General features: G+C 66.1%; 20 protein-coding genes. 16 read left to right on the forward strand and 4 right to left on the reverse strand.

Translation table 11 applies throughout. The annotated features are described in order from the left end of the window. Positions 1 to 17: 17 nt before the first annotated feature. The 8 genes from AC0KXH_RS06070 (at position 18) to AC0KXH_RS06105 (ending at position 7,383) form a co-directional block, all read left to right on the forward strand. The gene (locus AC0KXH_RS06070) at positions 18 to 755 is read left to right on the forward strand and encodes a tellurite resistance TerB family protein (protein ID WP_488224348.1); all 738 of its coding nucleotides are present in this window, start codon (positions 18 to 20) and stop codon (positions 753 to 755) included. 113 nt (positions 756 to 868) lie between these two features. After that, positions 869 to 1,964 (forward strand): peptide chain release factor 2 gene (gene prfB / locus AC0KXH_RS06075; RefSeq protein ID WP_102847940.1). Its coding sequence is split into 2 segments (ribosomal slippage): positions 869 to 940 and positions 942 to 1,964, totalling 1,095 coding nucleotides; the frame shifts between segments, so codons are not numbered across the junction. A 95-nt stretch (positions 1,965 to 2,059) separates the two neighbouring features. Beyond that, the gene (gene lysS, locus AC0KXH_RS06080; RefSeq protein ID WP_488224349.1) at positions 2,060 to 3,565 is read left to right on the forward strand and encodes a lysine--tRNA ligase; all 1,506 of its coding nucleotides are present in this window, start codon (positions 2,060 to 2,062) and stop codon (positions 3,563 to 3,565) included. Positions 3,566 to 3,681: 116 nt separating this feature from the next. Beyond that, complete coding sequence (locus AC0KXH_RS06085) at positions 3,682 to 4,977, forward strand: flavohemoglobin expression-modulating QEGLA motif protein (protein WP_213150841.1); 1,296 nt, start codon at positions 3,682 to 3,684, stop codon at positions 4,975 to 4,977. A 52-nt stretch (positions 4,978 to 5,029) separates the two neighbouring features. Next, a complete protein-coding gene (locus AC0KXH_RS06090) occupies positions 5,030 to 5,689 on the forward strand; it encodes a Bax inhibitor-1 family protein (RefSeq protein ID WP_488224350.1) in 660 nt (219 codons plus the stop codon). Positions 5,690 to 5,748: 59 nt separating this feature from the next. Then, positions 5,749 to 6,495 (forward strand): TIGR00266 family protein, encoded by a 747-nt coding sequence (locus AC0KXH_RS06095; RefSeq protein ID WP_041107092.1) that lies wholly within the window; start codon positions 5,749 to 5,751, stop codon positions 6,493 to 6,495. Positions 6,496 to 6,550: 55 nt separating this feature from the next. Beyond that, on the forward strand, positions 6,551 to 6,889 hold the full coding sequence (locus tag AC0KXH_RS06100; protein WP_061338582.1) for a PA3694 family proteiin: 339 nt from the start codon (positions 6,551 to 6,553) through the stop codon (positions 6,887 to 6,889). Beyond that, complete coding sequence (locus tag AC0KXH_RS06105) at positions 6,886 to 7,383, forward strand: O-acetyl-ADP-ribose deacetylase (protein ID WP_313304647.1); 498 nt, start codon at positions 6,886 to 6,888, stop codon at positions 7,381 to 7,383. Before AC0KXH_RS06100 ends, AC0KXH_RS06105 begins: the two co-directional genes overlap by 4 nt. An 84-nt stretch (positions 7,384 to 7,467) precedes the next feature. Here the strand turns inward: AC0KXH_RS06105 and lptF are convergent, their stop codons facing one another. The 3 genes from lptF to AC0KXH_RS06120 form a co-directional block, all read right to left on the reverse strand. Further along, the gene (gene lptF / locus AC0KXH_RS06110) at positions 7,468 to 8,250 is read right to left on the reverse strand and encodes a lipotoxin F family OmpA-related lipoprotein LptF (RefSeq protein ID WP_041107088.1); all 783 of its coding nucleotides are present in this window, start codon (positions 8,248 to 8,250) and stop codon (positions 7,468 to 7,470) included. A gap of 38 nt (positions 8,251 to 8,288) precedes the next feature. Next, positions 8,289 to 8,684 carry a DUF4398 domain-containing protein gene (locus AC0KXH_RS06115; protein WP_488224351.1) on the reverse strand — a complete coding sequence of 132 codons (396 nt, stop codon included), beginning with the start codon at positions 8,682 to 8,684 and terminating at the stop codon, positions 8,289 to 8,291. A 197-nt stretch (positions 8,685 to 8,881) separates the two neighbouring features. Next, positions 8,882 to 9,226 (reverse strand): pilin assembly protein, encoded by a 345-nt coding sequence (locus tag AC0KXH_RS06120; protein WP_041107084.1) that lies wholly within the window; start codon positions 9,224 to 9,226, stop codon positions 8,882 to 8,884. A gap of 156 nt (positions 9,227 to 9,382) precedes the next feature. On the opposite strand from AC0KXH_RS06120, the gene ppc reads away from it, so the two are divergent. From ppc to AC0KXH_RS06155, 7 genes are all read left to right on the forward strand, one after another. Beyond that, positions 9,383 to 12,019 carry a phosphoenolpyruvate carboxylase gene (gene ppc, locus AC0KXH_RS06125; protein ID WP_312571134.1) on the forward strand — a complete coding sequence of 879 codons (2,637 nt, stop codon included), beginning with the start codon at positions 9,383 to 9,385 and terminating at the stop codon, positions 12,017 to 12,019. Between the two features lie 232 nt (positions 12,020 to 12,251). Continuing rightward, on the forward strand, positions 12,252 to 12,899 hold the full coding sequence (gene adk / locus AC0KXH_RS06130; protein ID WP_041107080.1) for an adenylate kinase: 648 nt from the start codon (positions 12,252 to 12,254) through the stop codon (positions 12,897 to 12,899). A 128-nt stretch (positions 12,900 to 13,027) separates the two neighbouring features. Next, positions 13,028 to 13,705 carry a tRNA (adenosine(37)-N6)-threonylcarbamoyltransferase complex dimerization subunit type 1 TsaB gene (tsaB, locus tag AC0KXH_RS06135; protein ID WP_061338579.1) on the forward strand — a complete coding sequence of 226 codons (678 nt, stop codon included), beginning with the start codon at positions 13,028 to 13,030 and terminating at the stop codon, positions 13,703 to 13,705. A 65-nt stretch (positions 13,706 to 13,770) separates the two neighbouring features. Next, the gene (locus tag AC0KXH_RS06140) at positions 13,771 to 14,115 is read left to right on the forward strand and encodes a hypothetical protein (RefSeq protein WP_041107559.1); all 345 of its coding nucleotides are present in this window, start codon (positions 13,771 to 13,773) and stop codon (positions 14,113 to 14,115) included. 3 nt (positions 14,116 to 14,118) lie between these two features. Beyond that, entirely contained in the window at positions 14,119 to 14,976 is an 858-nt protein-coding gene (locus tag AC0KXH_RS06145) for a DUF72 domain-containing protein (protein WP_488224352.1), read from the forward strand. Positions 14,977 to 15,032: 56 nt separating this feature from the next. Beyond that, positions 15,033 to 15,728, forward strand: a complete 696-nt coding sequence (locus AC0KXH_RS06150) for an extensin-like domain-containing protein (protein WP_488224353.1) — start codon at positions 15,033 to 15,035, stop codon at positions 15,726 to 15,728. A 59-nt stretch (positions 15,729 to 15,787) separates the two neighbouring features. Next, a complete protein-coding gene (locus AC0KXH_RS06155) occupies positions 15,788 to 16,558 on the forward strand; it encodes a class I SAM-dependent methyltransferase (RefSeq protein ID WP_488224354.1) in 771 nt (256 codons plus the stop codon). A gap of 7 nt (positions 16,559 to 16,565) precedes the next feature. On the opposite strand, the gene AC0KXH_RS06160 is transcribed toward AC0KXH_RS06155, so the two are convergent. Continuing rightward, on the reverse strand, positions 16,566 to 17,213 hold the full coding sequence (locus AC0KXH_RS06160; protein WP_041107070.1) for a TetR/AcrR family transcriptional regulator: 648 nt from the start codon (positions 17,211 to 17,213) through the stop codon (positions 16,566 to 16,568). A 96-nt stretch (positions 17,214 to 17,309) separates the two neighbouring features. Between AC0KXH_RS06160 and AC0KXH_RS06165 the strand changes: the two genes are divergently transcribed. Beyond that, on the forward strand, positions 17,310 to 18,410 hold the full coding sequence (locus tag AC0KXH_RS06165; protein WP_313328266.1) for an efflux RND transporter periplasmic adaptor subunit: 1,101 nt from the start codon (positions 17,310 to 17,312) through the stop codon (positions 18,408 to 18,410).

Here is an 18,410-nt window from a genome sequence, read left to right on the forward strand (position 1 = left end):
ATTTCAGGAGTCGCTGCATGAACACCGCAGGTTTGCTCGATCAGCTGCTCAAGTCCGGCAAGGCGTTGCTCGATCAGAAGTCGGGGCAGGGGGTGCCGGCCGCGCCCGCGGGAAAAGCCGGCAATGGCGGGCTCGAACAACTGCTCGGCGGCCTGGGCGGCGGCTCGCTGGGCGGGCTGCTCTCCGGCGCCGGGAGCGGGGCCCTGGCTGCCGGGGCGATGGGCGCGCTGCTTGGCAACAAGAAGGCGCGCAGGTTCGGCGGCAAGGTGGCCACCTACGGCGGGCTGGCGGCCCTTGGCGTGCTCGCCTACCAGGCCTACAGCCGCTGGCAGGCGCAGCAGGCCGACGTACCCCAGGGCGAGCCGCAAACCATCGACCGGCTGCCCGCGAGCGAACAGGTGGAGGCGCATAGCCAGGCGATTCTCAAGGCGATGGTGGCTGCGGCCAAGGCGGACGGACATGTCGACGACCGCGAGCGCGGTTTGATCGAGGCCGAAATGGCCAGGCTGTCCGGCGACCACGAGCTGCAGCAGTGGCTGGACGTCGAGCTGCGCAAGCCGCTGGGCCCTGCGGACGTGGCCGCCGCGGCCGGGACGCCGGAGATGGCCGCCGAGATGTATCTGGCCAGCCTGCTGGCGGTGGACGAGGAAGCATTCATGGAGCGCGCCTACCTCGACGAGCTGGCGCGACAGCTCGGCCTCGACGCAGGGCTGAAAGCGGAGCTGGAAAGCCAGGTGCGTGCCGCCTCGGCGTGATTGCAGGTCGGCCTGCCGCTGGGCCGCCGAGGCTCTCGGCGGGCTGTCGGCGTCGGGCGGCTGGCGTTATACTCGCGGGCTTTTCGAATCCGTCCGCTGGAGAGCCGAACGCCATGGAAATCAACCCGATCCTCAACAGCATCAAGGACCTGTCCGAACGCACTCAGTCCATTCGGGGGTATCTTTGACTACGATCACAAAGCTGATCGTCTGACCGAGGTCAACCGCGAGCTGGAAGACCCGAACGTCTGGAACAACCCCGAATACGCACAAAACCTCGGCCGCGAGCGCGCCATGCTGGCGCAGATCGTCGAGACCATCGACGATCTCACCGGCAGCCTCGCCGATTCCCGCGACCTGCTCGACATGGCGGTCGAGGAGAACGACGAAAGCGCCGTGGCCGATATCGAGAGCGAAATCCAGCGCCTGCGCGAGATTCTCGAGAAGCTCGAATTCCGCCGCATGTTCAGCGGCGAGATGGACCCCAGCAACTGCTACCTCGACATCCAGGCCGGTTCCGGCGGTACCGAGGCGCAGGATTGGGCGAACATGCTGCTGCGCATGTACCTGCGCTGGGCCGACAAGCATGGTTTCGACGCCGAGATCGTCGAACTGTCCGAAGGCGAGGTTGCCGGCATCAAGGGCGCGACCCTGCATATCAAGGGCGAGTACGCCTTTGGCTGGCTGCGTACCGAGATCGGCGTGCACCGCCTGGTGCGCAAGAGCCCGTTCGACTCCGGCAATCGCCGTCACACCTCGTTTACCGCGGTGTTCGTCTCGCCGGAGATCGACGACAACATCGAGATCGAGATCAACCCTGCGGACCTGCGCATCGATACCTATCGTTCCTCCGGTGCCGGTGGCCAGCACGTCAACACCACCGATTCGGCCGTGCGTATCACCCACGTGCCGACCAACACCGTGGTGGCCTGCCAGAACGAGCGCTCGCAGCACGCCAACAAGGACACCGCGATGAAGATGCTGCGGGCCAAGTTGTACGAGCTGGAAATGCAGAAGCGCAATGCGGCGTCGCAGGCGCTGGAAGACTCCAAGTCGGATATCGGCTGGGGCCACCAGATCCGCTCCTACGTGCTCGACCAGTCGCGCATCAAGGACCTGCGGACCGGCGTTGAGCGCAGCGACTGCGACCGCGTGCTCGACGGCGACCTGGACGAGTATCTCGAGGCCAGCCTGAAGCAGGGTCTGTAAGCCGGGGTGGGGCGCCGACAGCGCCCATCCCATGACAACGTATTGATCAGCCTACCTGAGGGTCCGCGGACCCGAGCGACCGGAAAACACCGACCATGAGCGAACAACCGCTGAACGAGCATGCCATCCACGAGGAAGAGAACAAGCTGATTGCCCAGCGCAAGGAAAAGCTCGCCGCGCTGCGCGAGAAGCAGCCGATCGTCTTCCCCAACGATTTCCGCCGCGATGCCCTGGCGGGTGATCTGCAGAAGCAGTACGCCGAGGCCGGCAAGGAAGCGCTCGAAGGCCAGCAGATCAAGGTCAGCGTCGCCGGCCGCATCATGCTCAACCGCGGTGCGTTCATCGTCATCCAGGACAGCAGCGGGCGGATCCAGCTCTACGTCAATCGCAAGACCTTGCCGGAAGAGACGCTCGAAGCGATCAAGCACTGGGACATGGGCGACATCGTCGCGGCCGAGGGCACGCTGGCGCGCTCCGGCAAGGGTGATCTGTACGTCGACATGCAGAACGCTCGCCTTTTGACCAAGTCGCTGCGTCCGCTGCCGGACAAATTCCACGGCCTGACCGACACCGAGCAGCGCTACCGCCAGCGCTACGTCGACCTGATCGTCAACGAGGATGTGCGCCAGACCTTCCGCGTGCGTTCGCAGGTGATCGCGCACATCCGCCGCTTCCTCAACGAGCGCGGTTTCCTCGAAGTGGAAACCCCGATGCTGCAGACCATTCCCGGTGGCGCCGCGGCCAAGCCGTTCGAGACGCACCACAACGCACTGGACATGCCCATGTTCCTGCGCATCGCGCCGGAGCTGTACCTCAAGCGCCTGGTGGTCGGCGGCTTCGAGAAGGTCTTCGAGATCAACCGCAACTTCCGCAACGAAGGCGTCTCGACCCGGCACAACCCCGAGTTCACCATGCTCGAGTTCTACCAGGCCTACGCCGACTACGAAGACAACATGGACCTGACCGAGGCGCTGTTCCGCGAGCTGGCGCAGGCCGTGCTCGGCAGCACCGACGTGCCCTACGGCGACAAGGTGTTTCACTTCGGCGAGCCCTTCGCGCGGCTGTCGGTGCGCGATGCGGTCCTGCAGTACAACCCGGACATCAGCGAGGCCGATCTCGAGAACCTGGAGACCTGCCGCGCGCTGGCGAAGAAGGCCGGTGCCAAGGTCCTCGGCCACGAAGGGCTGGGCAAGCTGCTGGTGATGATTTTCGAGGAAACCGTCGAGCACAAGCTCGAGCAGCCGACCTTCATTACCCGCTACCCGTTCGAGGTTTCGCCGCTGGCTCGCCGCAACGACGAGGATCCGAGTGTTACCGATCGCTTCGAGCTGTTCATCGGCGGCCGTGAAATCGCCAATGCCTACTCCGAGCTCAATGACGCCGAGGACCAGGCCGAGCGCTTCCACGCCCAGGTCGCCGAGAAGGATGCCGGTGACGACGAAGCCATGCACTTCGATGCCGACTTCGTCCGTGCGCTGGAATACGGCATGCCGCCGACCGCAGGTGAGGGCATCGGCATCGACCGCCTGGTGATGCTGCTGACCAACTCGCCGTCGATCCGCGACGTGATTCTCTTCCCGCATATGCGCCCGGAGGTCTGAAGCCGGGTACGGGGCGGGGCGCTGGATGCGACCCCTGTCCCGTCGCGGCGCGGCCGGAGTTGCCGGCGGCGGCGTCGGCTCGTATACAGCCTCGATGATGCGCATGAGGAACCACGATGAACACGCGTGACAATCTGGACGACTATCAACGCATCGTGCGCGACCTTTCCGAGCGCATTGTCGTGGCGCAGACGCCGGTACGGGTGCTCGACGCGGTCAAGTGGGAAGACGACATCCGCCAGCGCTTCTTCCAGGCCAAGGGGCGCGAGCTGCCACCGGTTAACCGTGCCTATTACGAGGCGCGGCCGCTGGCCTACGACTCCAGCGCGAAAAAGCAGGAATTCCAGGACATCGAGCGCGACATCACCCGCCAGCTCGGTCAGTTCAACCCGGTCGGGCAGATCATGCGGCGCATGTGCAAGGAATACCGCATGGTCATCCGCATGCTCGAGGCGCGCGGCACCGCGGACTTCGGCATGATCTCCCAGGAACTCTACGGCGCGGCCTCCGACGCCTTTCACGCCGGCGACCCGACGCTCGCCGACCTCGGCCTGATGCTCTCGGACTACCTGAACAACATCGCCGACCGCGGCGACCTCAAGGACGAGCCGAAGACGCTCAATGCCCAGCAGGCCGTCGAGCTGCTGCAACGGCGCCTGGATGCGGTGTTCGGCGAAGGCGAGGGGGTGATCCGCGTGTTCGAGTCCGACGGCATCCTCGCCGATGCCGCGGCGGGCGCCGACTACATCAAGATCCGCAGCGACGCGCTGTTCAACGAGCGCGACATCCGCGCGCTGGAAGTGCACGAGGGGCTGGTACACGTCGGCACCACGCTCAACGGGCAGAACCAGCCGATCTGCACCTTCCTCGCCAAGGGCCCGCCGTCCTCGACGGTGACTCAGGAAGGCCTGGCAATCCTCATGGAGGTGATCGCCTTCGCCTCCTACCCGACGCGCCTGCGCAAGCTGACCAACCGCACCCGGGCGATCCACATGGCCGAGGAGGGGGCTGACTTCCTCGAGGTGTTCGCCTTTTTCCGCGACCAGGGCTACGCCGAGGACGAGTGCTACAGCAATGCCAGCCGGGTGTTCCGTGGCTCGACGCCGGCCGGCCTGCCCTTCACCAAGGACCTGTCCTACCTGAAGGGCTTCATCATGATCTACAACTACATCCAGCTCGCGGTGCGCAAAGGCCGGCTGGAGCAGATCCCGCTGCTGTTCTGCGGCAAGACCACGCTGGAGGACATGCGCACCCTGCGCCAGCTGGTGGACGAGGGCATGGTGGTGCCACCCAAATACCTGCCACCACAATTCCAGGACCTCAATGCGTTGTCGGCCTGGATGTGCTTCTCCAACTTCCTCAACCACCTGAGCCTCGACCGCATCGAAGCCGACTACGCCAACATCCTTTGAGCCGGCCCGGCGCAGCGCACGAATCAATCATCACGCAAGGAAGCGTAACGACATGGAAAACCCCGTCTTTGCCCGCCGGTCCAGCCCGCTGGACCGCACCCTTTCGGCTGGCGCCTACAACCTTGTCATCGGCCTGACCCTCTGCTGGGGTTTCTGGGTCAACTGGTGGATGGTCGGCAACATTCCCGTCGAGTCCATTCGCAGCATGCATCCCTGGCTGTTCTTTGGCGGCTACTTCGCCAGCTGTCTGACCGGCGCCTGGCTGTTTCATCGTTCCAACCAGCCCTGGGTCAGCTTCCTCGGCTACAACCTGGTGGTGGTGCCGTTCGGCTTGATCGTCAATCTGGTGGTCAGCCGCTATGACGGCGCATTGGTGCATGAGGCGATCCGCATCACCGCGCTGGTGACCCTCGGCATGATGGCGCTCGGCGCGCTGTTTCCGCGCTTTTTCGCCAGCATCGCCGGTGCACTGACGGTGGCGCTGCTGCTGGTGATCCTCGTCGAGCTGGTCGAACTGTTCGTCTTCGGCGTTCATCACGGCGTGATCGACTGGATCGTGGTGCTGATCTTCTGCGGCTATGTCGGCGTCGACTGGGGGCGGGCGAACCGGATTCCCAAGACCCTGGACAACGCCATCGACAGCGCCGCCGCGCTCTACATGGACATCATCAACCTGTTCCTGCGTATCCTGCGCATTCTCGGGCGCAAGTAGGCGAGGGCTGGCCGAGGCCGCTCCCGCTGCGCCGCAAACCACAGGATCAGGAGCTTGCCGTGGCCAGCCATGAACTCGAATACGAAATCCTCGGGCAATCCGCGCAGAGCGTGGAAATCCTTCTCGACCCCGGCGAGACGGTGATCGCCGAGGCCGGCGCCATGAACTACATGACCGAGGGCGTGCGCTTCGAGGCGCGCCTGGGTGATGGCTCGGCCAGCGGTGTGCTCGGCAAGCTGTGGGGCATGGGCAAGCGCATGCTCACCGGCGAGTCGCTGTTTCTCACCCACTTCAGCAATGAAGGCACCGGACAGGCGCGGGTCGCTTTCGCCGCGCCATACCCCGGTACCGTGGTGCCGGTCGATCTCCGCGCGCATGGCGGGCGCCTGACCTGCCAGAAGGACAGCTTTCTTTGCGCCGCCTATGGCACCCGCGTCGGCATCGCGCTGAGCAAGCGTATCGGCGCCGGATTCTTTGGCGGCGAGGGCTTCGTGCTGCAGCGTCTGGAAGGTGACGGCCTGGCGTTCCTGCACGCCGGCGGCACGGTCATTCGCAAGGAGTTGAACAACGAAACGCTGCGCCTGGATACCGGGTGCCTGGTCGCGTTCAGCGAGGGGATCGACTACGACATCCAGCTCGCCGGCGGCCTCAAGAGCATGCTGTTCGGCGGTGAGGGGCTGCTGCTGACCACGTTGCGCGGTACCGGCAGCGTCTGGATCCAGAGCCTGCCGTTCTCGCGCCTGGCCGAACGGGTCTACGAGGCTACGGTGCAGGCACGCGGCGAAACCCGCGCTGGCGGTAGCTGATGCCCGGCTTTGTGCCTGTTACGCTAGCGCTTCTGTTTTTTCCTTCGAGATATCCATGTCCGAACGCAACCCCATTCCACTGATTCTCACCGCTGTCGGCACGGTCGCCGTGACCGTCGGCGTGCTCTGGTACTACGGCTACCTGCACTTCGCCAAACCGCAGGATGCGCTGCTGCTCTCCGACTTCACGATGCTCAAGACCATTCCTGGCGAGGATTACAAGGTGTCGCTGCAGCCAGCCGATCAGGTCGCGCAGTGCATCGATGGCGTGCTCGTGCTGTTCGATACCCAGCAGAAGGGCTTGACCGGCGTGCTGGTGGACAACAAGAAGCGCGCGGTGCGTTGTACCGAGCAGTCGCTGTCTTCGGCGCAACCGGCGCAACCGGCGCAATGAAGCCTGAAATCTGGCGTGGCGACATCACCCGGCTGGAGGTGGACGCTATCGTCAATGCCGCCAACTCCAGCCTGCTCGGCGGTGGCGGCGTGGACGGCGCCATCCATCGCGCGGCCGGGCCGGAACTGGCGCAGTTCTGCCGTGGGCTTGGTGGGTGTGCAGTAGGCGAGGCGAAGCTGACACCGGGTTTCGCACTGGCCCCGCGGTGCATCATTCATACGGTGGGCCCGGTCTGGCGCGGCGGTACGGCCTACGAGGCCGAGCAACTGAGCGACTGTTATCGCAACAGCCTGGCGCTGGCCAAGGCGCACGGGGTGGCAAGCATCGCGTTTCCGGCGATCAGCTGCGGCATCTACGGTTATCCAGCCGAGCAGGCGGCTGCCATTGCCGTGCGCGAAGTCTGCACCGGCTTGCGTGGCGGGCTGGTTCAGCGGGCGGTGCTAGTGGCATTCGACCGCGAGATGGAAGAGCTCTACCGGGCCCTGCTCGGTTGAGCAATCTGGGGCGCCGACCCGCCATCAATCGCGCATGAAAAAGGCCCGGAGCGCTGAGCGTGCCGGGCCTTGGTCAGGACGAGATCAGCGCATCGACGAGCGCGGCTCGACCGGCTGATTGTCGTTGGAGATGGTTACCTCGACACGACGATTCATGGCGCGGCCCGATGGGCTGTCGTTGCTCGCCACCGGATAGGCCTCGCCGTAGCCCTGCGAGACGATCCGCTGCGGATCGACACCCATGCGAATGAGCGCCATGCGCACCGCGTCGGCGCGGCGCTCGGACAAGCGCTGGTTATAGCTGTCCGAACCGGTGCTGTCGGTGTAACCCTCGACGATTACATGCCGTTCCTTGTTCTGGTTGAGGAAGTCGGCCAGCTTCTGCACGCTGCGCAACCCGCCGGGTTTCAGCTCGGCGCGGTCGAGGTCGAACAGTACGTCGCCAAAGGTCACCAGGGTGCCGCGCTCGGTCTGCTTGGCCTGCAGATCCTCCTGCAGCTTGCGGATCTGCGCATCGCGTGCCTGCAGGCGCGCTTCGGCGCGCTGGGTCGAGGCTTTCTCCAGATTGCGCTCGGCATCGCGCAGGGCAATGGTCTGTTCGGCGAACTCGATCCGCCGCTTCGCCAGGTAGGCCAGCTGGTCGACCTTGTCTTCGTCGGCGTCCTCCAGATAGGCCTCGTTGGCCTTGTCCAGGGCCTTGCTGGCGTCCTGGGTCTCGAGTGCCGCCAGCTCGGCCGAGCGGGCATCGCTCTGCAGCGAGGAGAAACTCGCGCGGGCTTGTTCCAGGTTCTCGTTGGGTTGCGAAGCGCAGGCCACCAGACCGATGCTCAGCGCCAGCAAGGTAGGGACGGTAACTAGCTTGTGCATGATGGAATCCTCTGGCTGAAAGGTTGAACGGTCAGCGATCACTGCATGCCGCGCATGCTTTCTTCACGCAGTACCTCGATCCCCTCGCGGGCGTCCTCGACGGCTTTCTGCGCCTTGGCGGCACGCGCCTTGCGCTCAGCCACGCGGGCATCCCACTCGGCCTGTTCCGCCAGTTTGCGGGCCTGCTCGTATTCTTCCTTCTGCATCGCCAGTTCAGCATGTCGCCATTTCTCCTGGGCGGCGCGCATCTCCACCGGGGCGTACTGTGTGCCGCCGGCACTGACCGCTTCACGCACGGCCGATTCGGTTACGGCGAACTGCTCCTTGGGGGGATTGCCGGCGCAGGCGGTCAGCAGCAGACCGCCGAGGGCGATTGCGGTCAGCTTGGGTAGCTGAAAACGTGAAACGGAATTCTCGACGCTGTTTGTCTTCATGGTCAGTCTCCTACTGGAATTGCCTGACAAAAAAGTGCTGCACGGCTTCGCGGTGCGGTTGTGTCAACCGTTTGCCAAGGCCGGACATAATTTTGTGAAAGCAACGGACGCCGATCGTTCAGTTTGATGGCACGTTCCGGCCCTTCGCCGATCAGTCAGGGAGGGCCGGCCTAGAGCGTTTGCCGGGCTGTGCCGGTTCAGGAGGAGGGCTGCGACTGCTCCTGTTGCAGGCGGTGCAGGTGCTGGCGTGAGAGCTCGAGGAAACGCGGCGTAGGCCCGATGTCCTCGTAGATCGGATCGCCCTGTTCATCGGTGGCGATGACCTGTGGGCCCGGCACGTAGGGCAGGCTGCTTTCGACAGCTTCAAGCGCTGCACCGACGAGTTCGCCGAGCAAGGTCTCGAGGCCGCGCTTGGGGTACATCTGTGACAGCGCGGCCAGCCGCGCCGCGCTTTCCAGGTCCAGCGCCACGCTGTAGCGCGTGGCGGCCAGGGGGCCGCGCGCTTCGCGTTCCCAGGTACTGACAAGTTCGGAAATCTTCATGTGGGCTCCACGGGCTGGCGAACAAGGGACGCGCCCAGGCAGGCTTGCCAGAGACAGCGCATGCTGGGCACTCTGATGACCGTCTATGTTCAGCGTAGTCCGGCCCCGGTTTTTTCACAGCGCGGCCCGCCTTGCAGGGCGGGCCAGGAGGCGACGATGGCGACGATCGATGCACGTCTGCGCGAGACCGTTCACCTGCTCGGCGAGCTGCTCGGGCGTACCATTCGCGAGCAGCACGGCGACAGCTTTCTCGACAAGATCGAGCGGATTCGCAAGGGCGCCAAAGCCGCCCGGCAGGGGTCGCGCGAGGGCGCTACCCAGCTGGGCGAAACCCTCGACAGCCTTGATGAGAGCGAACTGTTGCCCATGACCCGGGCGTTCAACCAGTTTCTCAACCTGGCCAACATCGCCGAGCAGTACCACCGCGTGCGGCGCCGGCAGGCCGATGAATCCGAGCCCTTCGAGGCGACGGTGCTGCCGGATCTGCTGCAGCGGCTGAAGGCTGCCGGGCATGGCGCCGATTTCATTGCCCGTCAGGTCGGGCGGCTCGAGGTCGAGCTGGTGCTCACCGCGCACCCGACCGAAGTGTCTCGCCGCACCCTGATCCAGAAATACGACGCCATTGCCGCCGAGCTGGCTGCCCGCGACCACACCGACCTGACCGACCGGGAGCTGGCTCAGATCGAGCTGCGCCTGCAACGCCTGATTGCCGAGATCTGGCACACCGAGGAAATCCGGCGCAACCGGCCGACGCCCATCGAAGAGGCCAAGTGGGGCTTCGCTGCGATCGAGAATTCGCTGTGGCAGGCGGTGCCGAACGTGCTGCGTCAGGTCGACGGCGTGCTGTTCGCCGCGACCGGCCTGCACTTGCCACTGGAGGCTGCACCGATCCGCTTCGCCTCGTGGATGGGCGGCGACCGCGATGGCAACCCGAACGTCACCGCGGTCGTTACCCGTGAGGTGCTGCTGTTGGCGCGCTCGGTGGCCGCCGAGCTCTATCTGCGCGACGTCGAGAATCTCATCACGGCTCTGTCGATGCAGGCGGCCAGCGACGAGCTGCTGGCGCAGAGCGGCGAGAGTGCCGAGCCGTATCGCGCCCTGCTCAAACCGTTGCGTGAACGCCTGATGGCAACGCGCGACTGGGCGGCGACCGCTGCAAGTACGGGGCAGCGACCTTCGCCTGCCGTGTTGCACGACACCGACGAGCTGCGCAAACCGCTCGAGCTCTGCTATCGCTCGCTGCATGCCTGTGGCATGGGCATGATCGCCGACGGGGCGCTGCTCGACTGCCTGCGTCGCACAAGCAGCTTCGGTCTGTCGCTGGTGCGTCTGGACGTACGCCAGGATGCCGCGCGGCATGCCGCCGCGCTGGGTGAAATCACCGAATACCTTGGCCTCGGGCGTTACGACCAGTGGGACGAGGCGCGTCGTCTGGCATTCCTCCAGCAGGAGCTCGACAGCCGCCGCCCGCTCTTGCCCTGCAATTTCCGCCCCTCGGGCGAGACGGCAGAGGTGTTGGCGACCTGCCGGGTGGTGGCCGAGGCGCCGGCCACTTCCCTGGGCTCCTACGTGATCTCGATGGCACGTGCGGCCTCGGATGTGCTCGCCGTGCAGTTGCTGCTCAAGGAAACCGGCCTGGAACGGCCGATGCGCGTGGTGCCGTTGTTCGAGACGCTGGACGATCTCAACCACGCGGCGCCGGTGATCGATCGCCTGCTCGGGTTGCATGGCTATCGGCGCCGGCTGCACGGCCCGCAGGAGGTCATGATCGGTTATTCCGACTCGGCCAAGGATGCCGGGACCACGGCCGCAGCCTGGGCACAGTACCGGGCGCAGGAGGAGCTGGTCGAAGTCTGCCGCCAGCATGGCGTCGAGCTGCTGTTGTTCCACGGCCGCGGCGGCACCGTGGGGCGCGGCGGCGGGCCGGCGCACGCGGCGATTCTCTCGCAGCCGCCGGGCTCGGTGGCCGGGCGCTTCCGCACGACCGAGCAGGGCGAGATGATTCGCTTCAAGTTCGGCTTGCCGGACATTGCCGAACAGAACCTCAACCTCTATCTGGCTGCGGTGCTCGAGGCGACCCTGCTGCCGCCACCGATGCCGCGGCCGGACTGGCGCGCGCTGATGGACCGCCTCGCCGACCAGGGCGTGCACGCCTACCGCGACGTGGTCCGCGACCATCCTCAGTTCCTGGCGTATTTCCGCCAGGCCACACCGGAGCAGGAGCTCGGCCGCTTGCCGCTGGGCAGCCGGCCGGCCAAGCGCCGGGAGGGCGGTATCGAAAGCCTGCGTGCCATTCCCTGGATCTTCGCCTGGACGCAGACGCGGTTGATGCTGCCGGCGTGGCTCGGTTGGGAGCAGGCGTTGAGCGCGGCGCTGGCGAGCGAGGAGGGCGAGCGTCTGCGTACCATGCGCCGCGAGTGGCCATTCTTCTCTACCCGCATCGACATGCTGGAGATGGTGCTGGCCAAGGCCGACGCCGAGGTGGCGCGGCGCTACGACGAGCATCTGGTGGAAGCTTCGCTGCAGCCGCTGGGCGAGCATTTGCGTGACCGATTGTCGCAGGCCGTCGAGGTGGTGCTCGAGCTGACCGAGCAGTCCGAGCTGCTCGATCACAGCCCGCAGACGCAGGAGGCGTTTAGCCTGCGCAACACCTACCTGGACCCCTTGCACCTGATGCAGATCGAGCTGCTGGCGCGTTCCCGGCAGCAGCAGAATCCGCCGGAAAGCCCTCTGGAACAGGCTCTGCTGGTGAGCGTCGCCGGCATCGCCGCGGGCCTGCGCAACACGGGGTAGCCGCGGTTCAAGACGGCGCGAGGAGGGCATTTTGCTGGGCTGTGAACCTCGCGCTGCAGCCCGTCGGGCAGGCCGTTAGGCACCGATCGCGGCTATTTTGTGACCGCTTGTGCCCTTTCGGTGCGCTGTGTATCGTGTTCAACCTTTTGTCGCATAGCGGCACACCGGATTCTTTGATGCGTCAGCCGACGTTGCTGGCGACATGCCTTTGTAAATCTTCGAGGACTCATCCATGCGTGTGATTCTGCTGGGAGCGCCCGGTGCCGGAAAAGGCACCCAGGCACGCTTCATCACCGAAAAGTTCGGTATCCCGCAAATTTCCACTGGCGACATGCTGCGGGCAGCGGTCAAGGCGGGTACTCCGCTCGGCCTGCAGGTCAAGGACGTGATGGACAGCGGCGGTCTGGTGTCCGACGAGATCATCATCGCGCTGATCAAGGAGCGCCTGGCCGAGCCCGACTGCGCCAACGGTTTTCTGTTCGACGGTTTCCCGCGCACCATCCCCCAGGCCGAGGCGCTGAAAGCCGCCGGCATCAAGCTCGACCACGTGGTGGAAATTTCCGTGGATGACGAGGAGATCGTCAGCCGCATGTCCGGTCGCCGGGTGCATCCGGCTTCGGGGCGCGTCTACCACACCGAGCACAATCCGCCGAAGGTGGCAGGCAAGGATGACGTGACCGGCGAGGAGCTGATCCAGCGCAAGGACGATGCCGAAGAGACCGTTCGCCACCGCCTTGGCGTGTACCACTCGCAGACCAAGCCACTGGTGGACTTCTACCAGCAGCTCGCGGCGGTAGAGGGTACGCCCAAGTACAGCCGCATCGAAGGCGTCGGCTCGGTCGAAGAGATCACCGCCAAGGTGCTCGCCGCCCTGAGCTGATCCATCGGTCAGCGTTCGAAACGGCCCGCTTGCGGGCCGTTTTTCGTTGCAGGCCCCGTCTGCAGTCTGCTCGCCGCGCAGTGCTGGGGTACAATCGCCGCCCCTCTTTCCCACCCGGATATTCGCCGATGCCCACGCTGCTGGCCCTGGATACCGCCACCGAAGCCTGTTCCGTTGCCTTGTTGCATGAGGGCCGTACGCTGAGTCGCTACGAGGTGATTCCGCGGCTGCATGCGCAACGCCTGTTGCCGATGGTGCGCGAGGTCATGGACGAGGCGGGGCTGGCGCTCGGCGCGCTGGACGCCATTGCCTTCGGGCGCGGCCCGGGCGCTTTCACCGGGGTACGCATCGCCATCGGCGTTGTACAGGGGCTGGCGTTTGCCTTGCAGCGTCCGGTGCTGCCGGTGTCCGACCTGGCCTGCATCGCTCAGCGAGCCTGGCGCGAGCAGGGTGCGCGGCAGGTTGCCGTGGCCATCGATGCGCGCATGGACGAGGTCTACTGGGCCTGCTATCGCGAGCAGGGCGGCGAAATGCAGCTGGCTGGCCTCGAGGCGGTACTACCGCCCGAGCAGGTCGCATTGCCCCGTGAGGCCACCGACCACTGGTTCGGGGCTGGCACCGGTTGGGGCTATGCTGGGCGCCTGGCGGTGCAGGTCGAGGGGCACGATGCCACGTTGCTGCCCCATGCCCAGGACCTTTTGCAGCTGGCCTCGTTTGCCTGGCAGCGGGGCGAGGCGGTGGACGCCGAGCAGGCTCAGCCGATCTACCTGCGCGACAACGTCGCGACGCCCAAGGCGCACCCTTGAGCGCAGCCATTGTCAAAGCCGGTGCCGCCCGCTAGAGTCGCCGGGCTCTCTCAACAGGTTGCATGATGCGCGTCGCTGGCCTTCCCGTTCCCGCCTACCCTCTTGATCGTTCTGCCCGGCCGGGCAGCGCGCCGGCGGTCTATCGGGATACCCAGGCGCAGACCGAACGCTGGCGCGAGGCCGAGTCTGGCGCAACCCGCAATGACACGCCGCGGCCCGCGCCGGAGCCCAGGCGTAGCGAGGCCGACGCCTTTTCCCTCGAGGTCTATCGCCCGATCCGCTTCGAAGCGCAGCCCGAGCGACCGTTGTCCAGCCGTGCCGCCACGGCACTGGCCAGCTATGCCGTCACCGCGAGTTTCCCCATCGATCCGGATGCGGCCGAGGTGCTCGGCCTCGATCTCTACGCCTGACCGGTGACGCTGCCTTACTTCCTTGGCTGTCCCTCGTGGAATGAGCCCGCCTGGCGCGGCACGCTCTACACGCCAACGCTCGCGGCGGCCGGTTTCCTCGCCCGCTACTGCGAAGTCTTCAATTGCGTGGAGGGCAATACCACGCTTTATGCCTGGCCCTCGGCGGACAAGGTCAGCCGTTGGGCGAGCCAGATGCCGGAAGGGTTTCGCTTCTGCGCCAAGCTGCCCCGCGAGATCAGCCAGGCGGCCGACCTGCGTGACGTGCTGCACCTGGCAGATGATTTCCTCCGGTTGCTCGCGCCGCTGGGGCGGCGGGTCACGCCGCTCTGGCTGCAACTGCCGGCCAGTTTCGGCCCGCGGCGCATCGCCGAGCTGGCTGTTCTGGCGGATGCGCTGGCCGTGCCGCTGGCCGTCGAGGTGCGTCACCCGGCGTTCTTCGCACGCGGGGAGGAGGAGCGGGCCCTCAATCGCCTGCTCCATGAGCGCGGCGTGGAGCGTATCTGCCTGGATACGCGGGCCCTGTTCAGCTGTGCGTCGCCGACGCCCGCGGTGCAGCATGCGCAGCGCAAGAAGCCGCGCTTGCCACCACGACCGGCGGCATTCACGATGGCGCCGCAGGTGCGCTTCGTCGGGCATCCGGACCTGCCGGCCAATGATCCGTTTCTCACGCCCTGGCTCGACAAGGTGGCGGCGTGGATCGACGAAGGGCGTACGCCCCACGTCTACCTGCATACGCCGGACAACCGGCTGGCGCCGGAGCTGGCCTTGCGGTTCCATGCGGGGCTGGCCGAGCGTCTGCCCGGCTTGCCGCCGCTGCCTTCGCTCGGCGAAGGCGCGCAGCTTTCCCTGATCGACGGCTGATCACGTCTTGTAACCACTGCCGGCAAACTCGCGGCGCCCGCCGTTGCCAACAGAACATGAGCATCGGTCGCGTCGTTTTCTTGTTCTTCGTTCTGCTGGTGGCGGGCCTGGCCTACGCCGTGCGAGCAGGGCACCTGGATATTCCGCCGCGCTGGAATCCCTGGGCGCCGCTGGATCTTCGCGAGCCGCCAAACTGGCTGACGTCGCTGAAATTGCGCCGTCTGCGCGAGGATCGCCAACTCTGCGAGCAGGCGCTCGCCACCGCTGAGCTGCGCTACGCAGCCGTACCCGACCGGACACCGGAGCCGCGCTGCCCGATCGAGAATGCCGTGCGCGTGCAGGCCGGCGATGTGCGCTTCAACGGTGCCTTTCTGGCGACCTGTCCGCTGGCGGCCGCCTACGCGCTATTCGAACGTCATGGCCTGCAGCCCGCCGCCCAGGCGGTGTTCGGCCAGCCCGTGACGCAGGTCGATCATTTCGGCAGCTTTGCCTGCCGCAACATCGCGCGCAGCAATCGTCGCAGTCAGCATGCCAGCGCCAATGCTCTGGATCTGGCCGGCTTCCGCCTGGCCGATGGCACGCGTATCACCGTGGCGCGCGACTGGCAGGGCGACGATGCCAAGGCGCGATTCCTGCGCGAGGTTCACGCAGCGGCGTGTCGCACCTTCAATGTCACTCTGGGGCCGGGCTACAACGCGGCGCATCACGACCACTTTCACGTCGACATGGGTGGGTTTGGCGTGTGTCGCTAGCGCATGGCGGCGGGTCGCTCTGGCACAATGAGCGGCTTTCCCGCCCAGGCCGCGATGTCATGACACTGCCGAAGATCCGTATCGAACCGCTTGCGCCTCCGTTTCGTGAAGAAGCCGCCGCCTGGGCGCAGCGGCTCGGGTGCAGTGCGGCCGAGGAGGACGCCGAGTTTGCCCTGCAGGTCGGAGCGGACGGGCTGCAGTTGCAGCTGCTCGGTGAGCAGGCGCCCGGGCCGGTGCGTGTGGATTTCCTCGAGGGCGCGGCTGCGCATCGGCGCCAGTTCGGCGGCGGCAGCGGGCAGATGATCGCCAAGGCCGTGGGCATCCAGCCGGGCGTACGGCCAAGCGTGCTCGATGCCACCGCCGGTCTTGGTCGTGATGCTTTTGTCCTTGCGACTCTGGGCTGCTCGGTCAAGCTGATCGAGCGTCAGCCGATCATCGCGGCGCTGCTGGCCGATGGCCTTCGGCGTGCCGCTGTCGATGCCGAGGTGGGGGCGATCGTCGCACGCATGGAGTTGCTCGAAGGCAACGCCATCGAGCGGATGGCTGGCTGGCAGAGCGAACCACCCCAGGTGGTCTACCTCGATCCGATGTTTCCCCATCGCGACAAGAGCGCGCTGGTGAAAAAGGAGATGCGCCTGTTCCGCCCCTTCGTCGGCGATGACCTGGACGCACCCGCGCTGCTCGCGGCGGCCCTGGCGCTCGCCAGCCATCGCGTGGTGGTTAAGCGCCCGCGCAAGGCGCCGATCATCGAGGGGCCGAAGCCAGGCTACAGCCTCGAAGGCAAGTCCAGCCGCTACGACATCTACCCGAAAAAGAAGCTGAGTAGCTGATGGCCGCTCAGGCGCCGGCAGCCGGCCGCGTCGCACGCAGGAAGAACGCCACGGCGTCGGCAACCTGAGCCTGTGCCTCGGTCGCGTCCGGCTCGACGTCCTGACCGATCAACAGGCGGAAGTGCAGGCCGCCCTTGATCAGTGAGCAGAAATGCTCGGCGGTGCGCAGCGCGTCGGGCGCATGCAGCAGGCCGCGGGCATGCGCCTGGCCAAACAGCTGCTCGAGATCGTCGATCAGCTGCTGTGGGCCCGCCTCATAAAACAGCCGGACCAGCGCCGGGTTCTGCGTGGCCAGGGCGACCATCACGCGATGCAGGCCGATCGATTCGGGGCTGTTCACCAGCGCCTGAAAGGCCAGGCCGATCTCCAGTAACTGTTCGGCGATCGGGCGCTGCGCGTCGAAACCGAACAGCCGCCGTGGCAGCCGGGTTTCGCAGGTCGATTTAACTGCGGCGCAGAACAGCGCCTCCTTGTCCTTGAAATGGCTGTACAGCGTCAGCTTGGAAACGCCGGCCTCGCTGGCAATCGCCTCCATGCTGCTGCCCTCGTAGCCATTGCCGAGAAAAAGCAGGCGTGCAGCGTTGAGAATGGCCTCGCGCTTGGCGAGGTCCTTCGGCCGGCCGGGGCCGGCAGCGGGGGAATGGCGCTCGATCATGGTTGCTATTAATACTGGACTGGCTGGTACGGCATTTTTACTATACCGGCCAGTATAAGTATTCCCGCCGCCCGTGCGACAGAGCGAGAACCCACCGTGCGCCATTCCTTCCTCACCTTAGCGTCCGCTGTTGCCTTATCTCTTGGTCTTTCCGCTTGCGGCAATGGCGAGCCGGTCGAACAGCCGCCGCGCCCGGTGATGGTCGTCCAGCCGCAGCCGGCCGCCGAGGCCAGTGAGCACTATCCCGGCGAGGTACACGCGCGCTACGAACCGGAGCTGGCGTTCCGCATCGGCGGCAAGGTGGTCGAGCGTCTGGTCGAGGCCGGCGATCGGGTCCGCAAGGACCAGCCGTTGGCACGGCTGGATCCGCAGGACGTGCGCCTGCAACTCGAGGGGGTGCGCGCCCAGCTATCGGCCGCCGAAGCGAACCTGCGGGTGGCCAAGGCCGAATACGATCGCTACAAGGCGCTGCAGGCGCGCCAGCTGGTCAGCCAGTCGCAGTTCGACAGTGCCGACAATGCCTATCGCGCCGCCACGGCGCGGCTCAAACAGGCCCGCGCCGAGTACGACGTGGCCAGCAATCAGGTCGACTACGCGGTGTTGCGTGCCAGCAATGACGGCGTCATCGCCCGCCGCAGCATCGAAGTCGGGCAGGTCGTGGCGGCCGGGCAGGCCGCGTTCGTGCTGGCGGCAGATGGCGAACGGGAAGTGGCGATCAGCGTGCCGGAGCAGACACTCGAGCGCTACCGCATCGGCCAGGCCGTCGAAGTCGAACTCTGGTCTTTACCGGGGCAGCGCTTTGCCGGCCATATCCGCGAGTTGTCGCCGGCCGCCGATCCCGGTTCGCGTACCTATTCGGCCCGCGTGGCCTTCGATCAGGCCGATGTGCCGGCCGAGCTGGGTCAGAGCGCCCGGGTGACCATCGTGCGCGACGAAGCGGTGCCGCTGGCGGTGCCGCTTTCGGCCGTGAGTGCGGAAAAGGGGCAGGCGTTCGTCTGGCGTTTGACCGCCGACAACCGAGTGGCTCGGGCGCCGGTACGCACCGGGCCGTTCGGCGAGCGCCTGGTGCCGGTCCTCGAAGGTCTCGGCGCGGACGACTGGGTCGTGCTGGCTGGCGTACAGCTGCTCGAGGAAGGGCAGGAGGTTCGCCCGGTCGACCGCAACAACCGCCCCGTCGAGGCAGGCCGCCAGGAGTAA

Source organism: Stutzerimonas sp. CXK-1 (assembly GCF_057738225.1).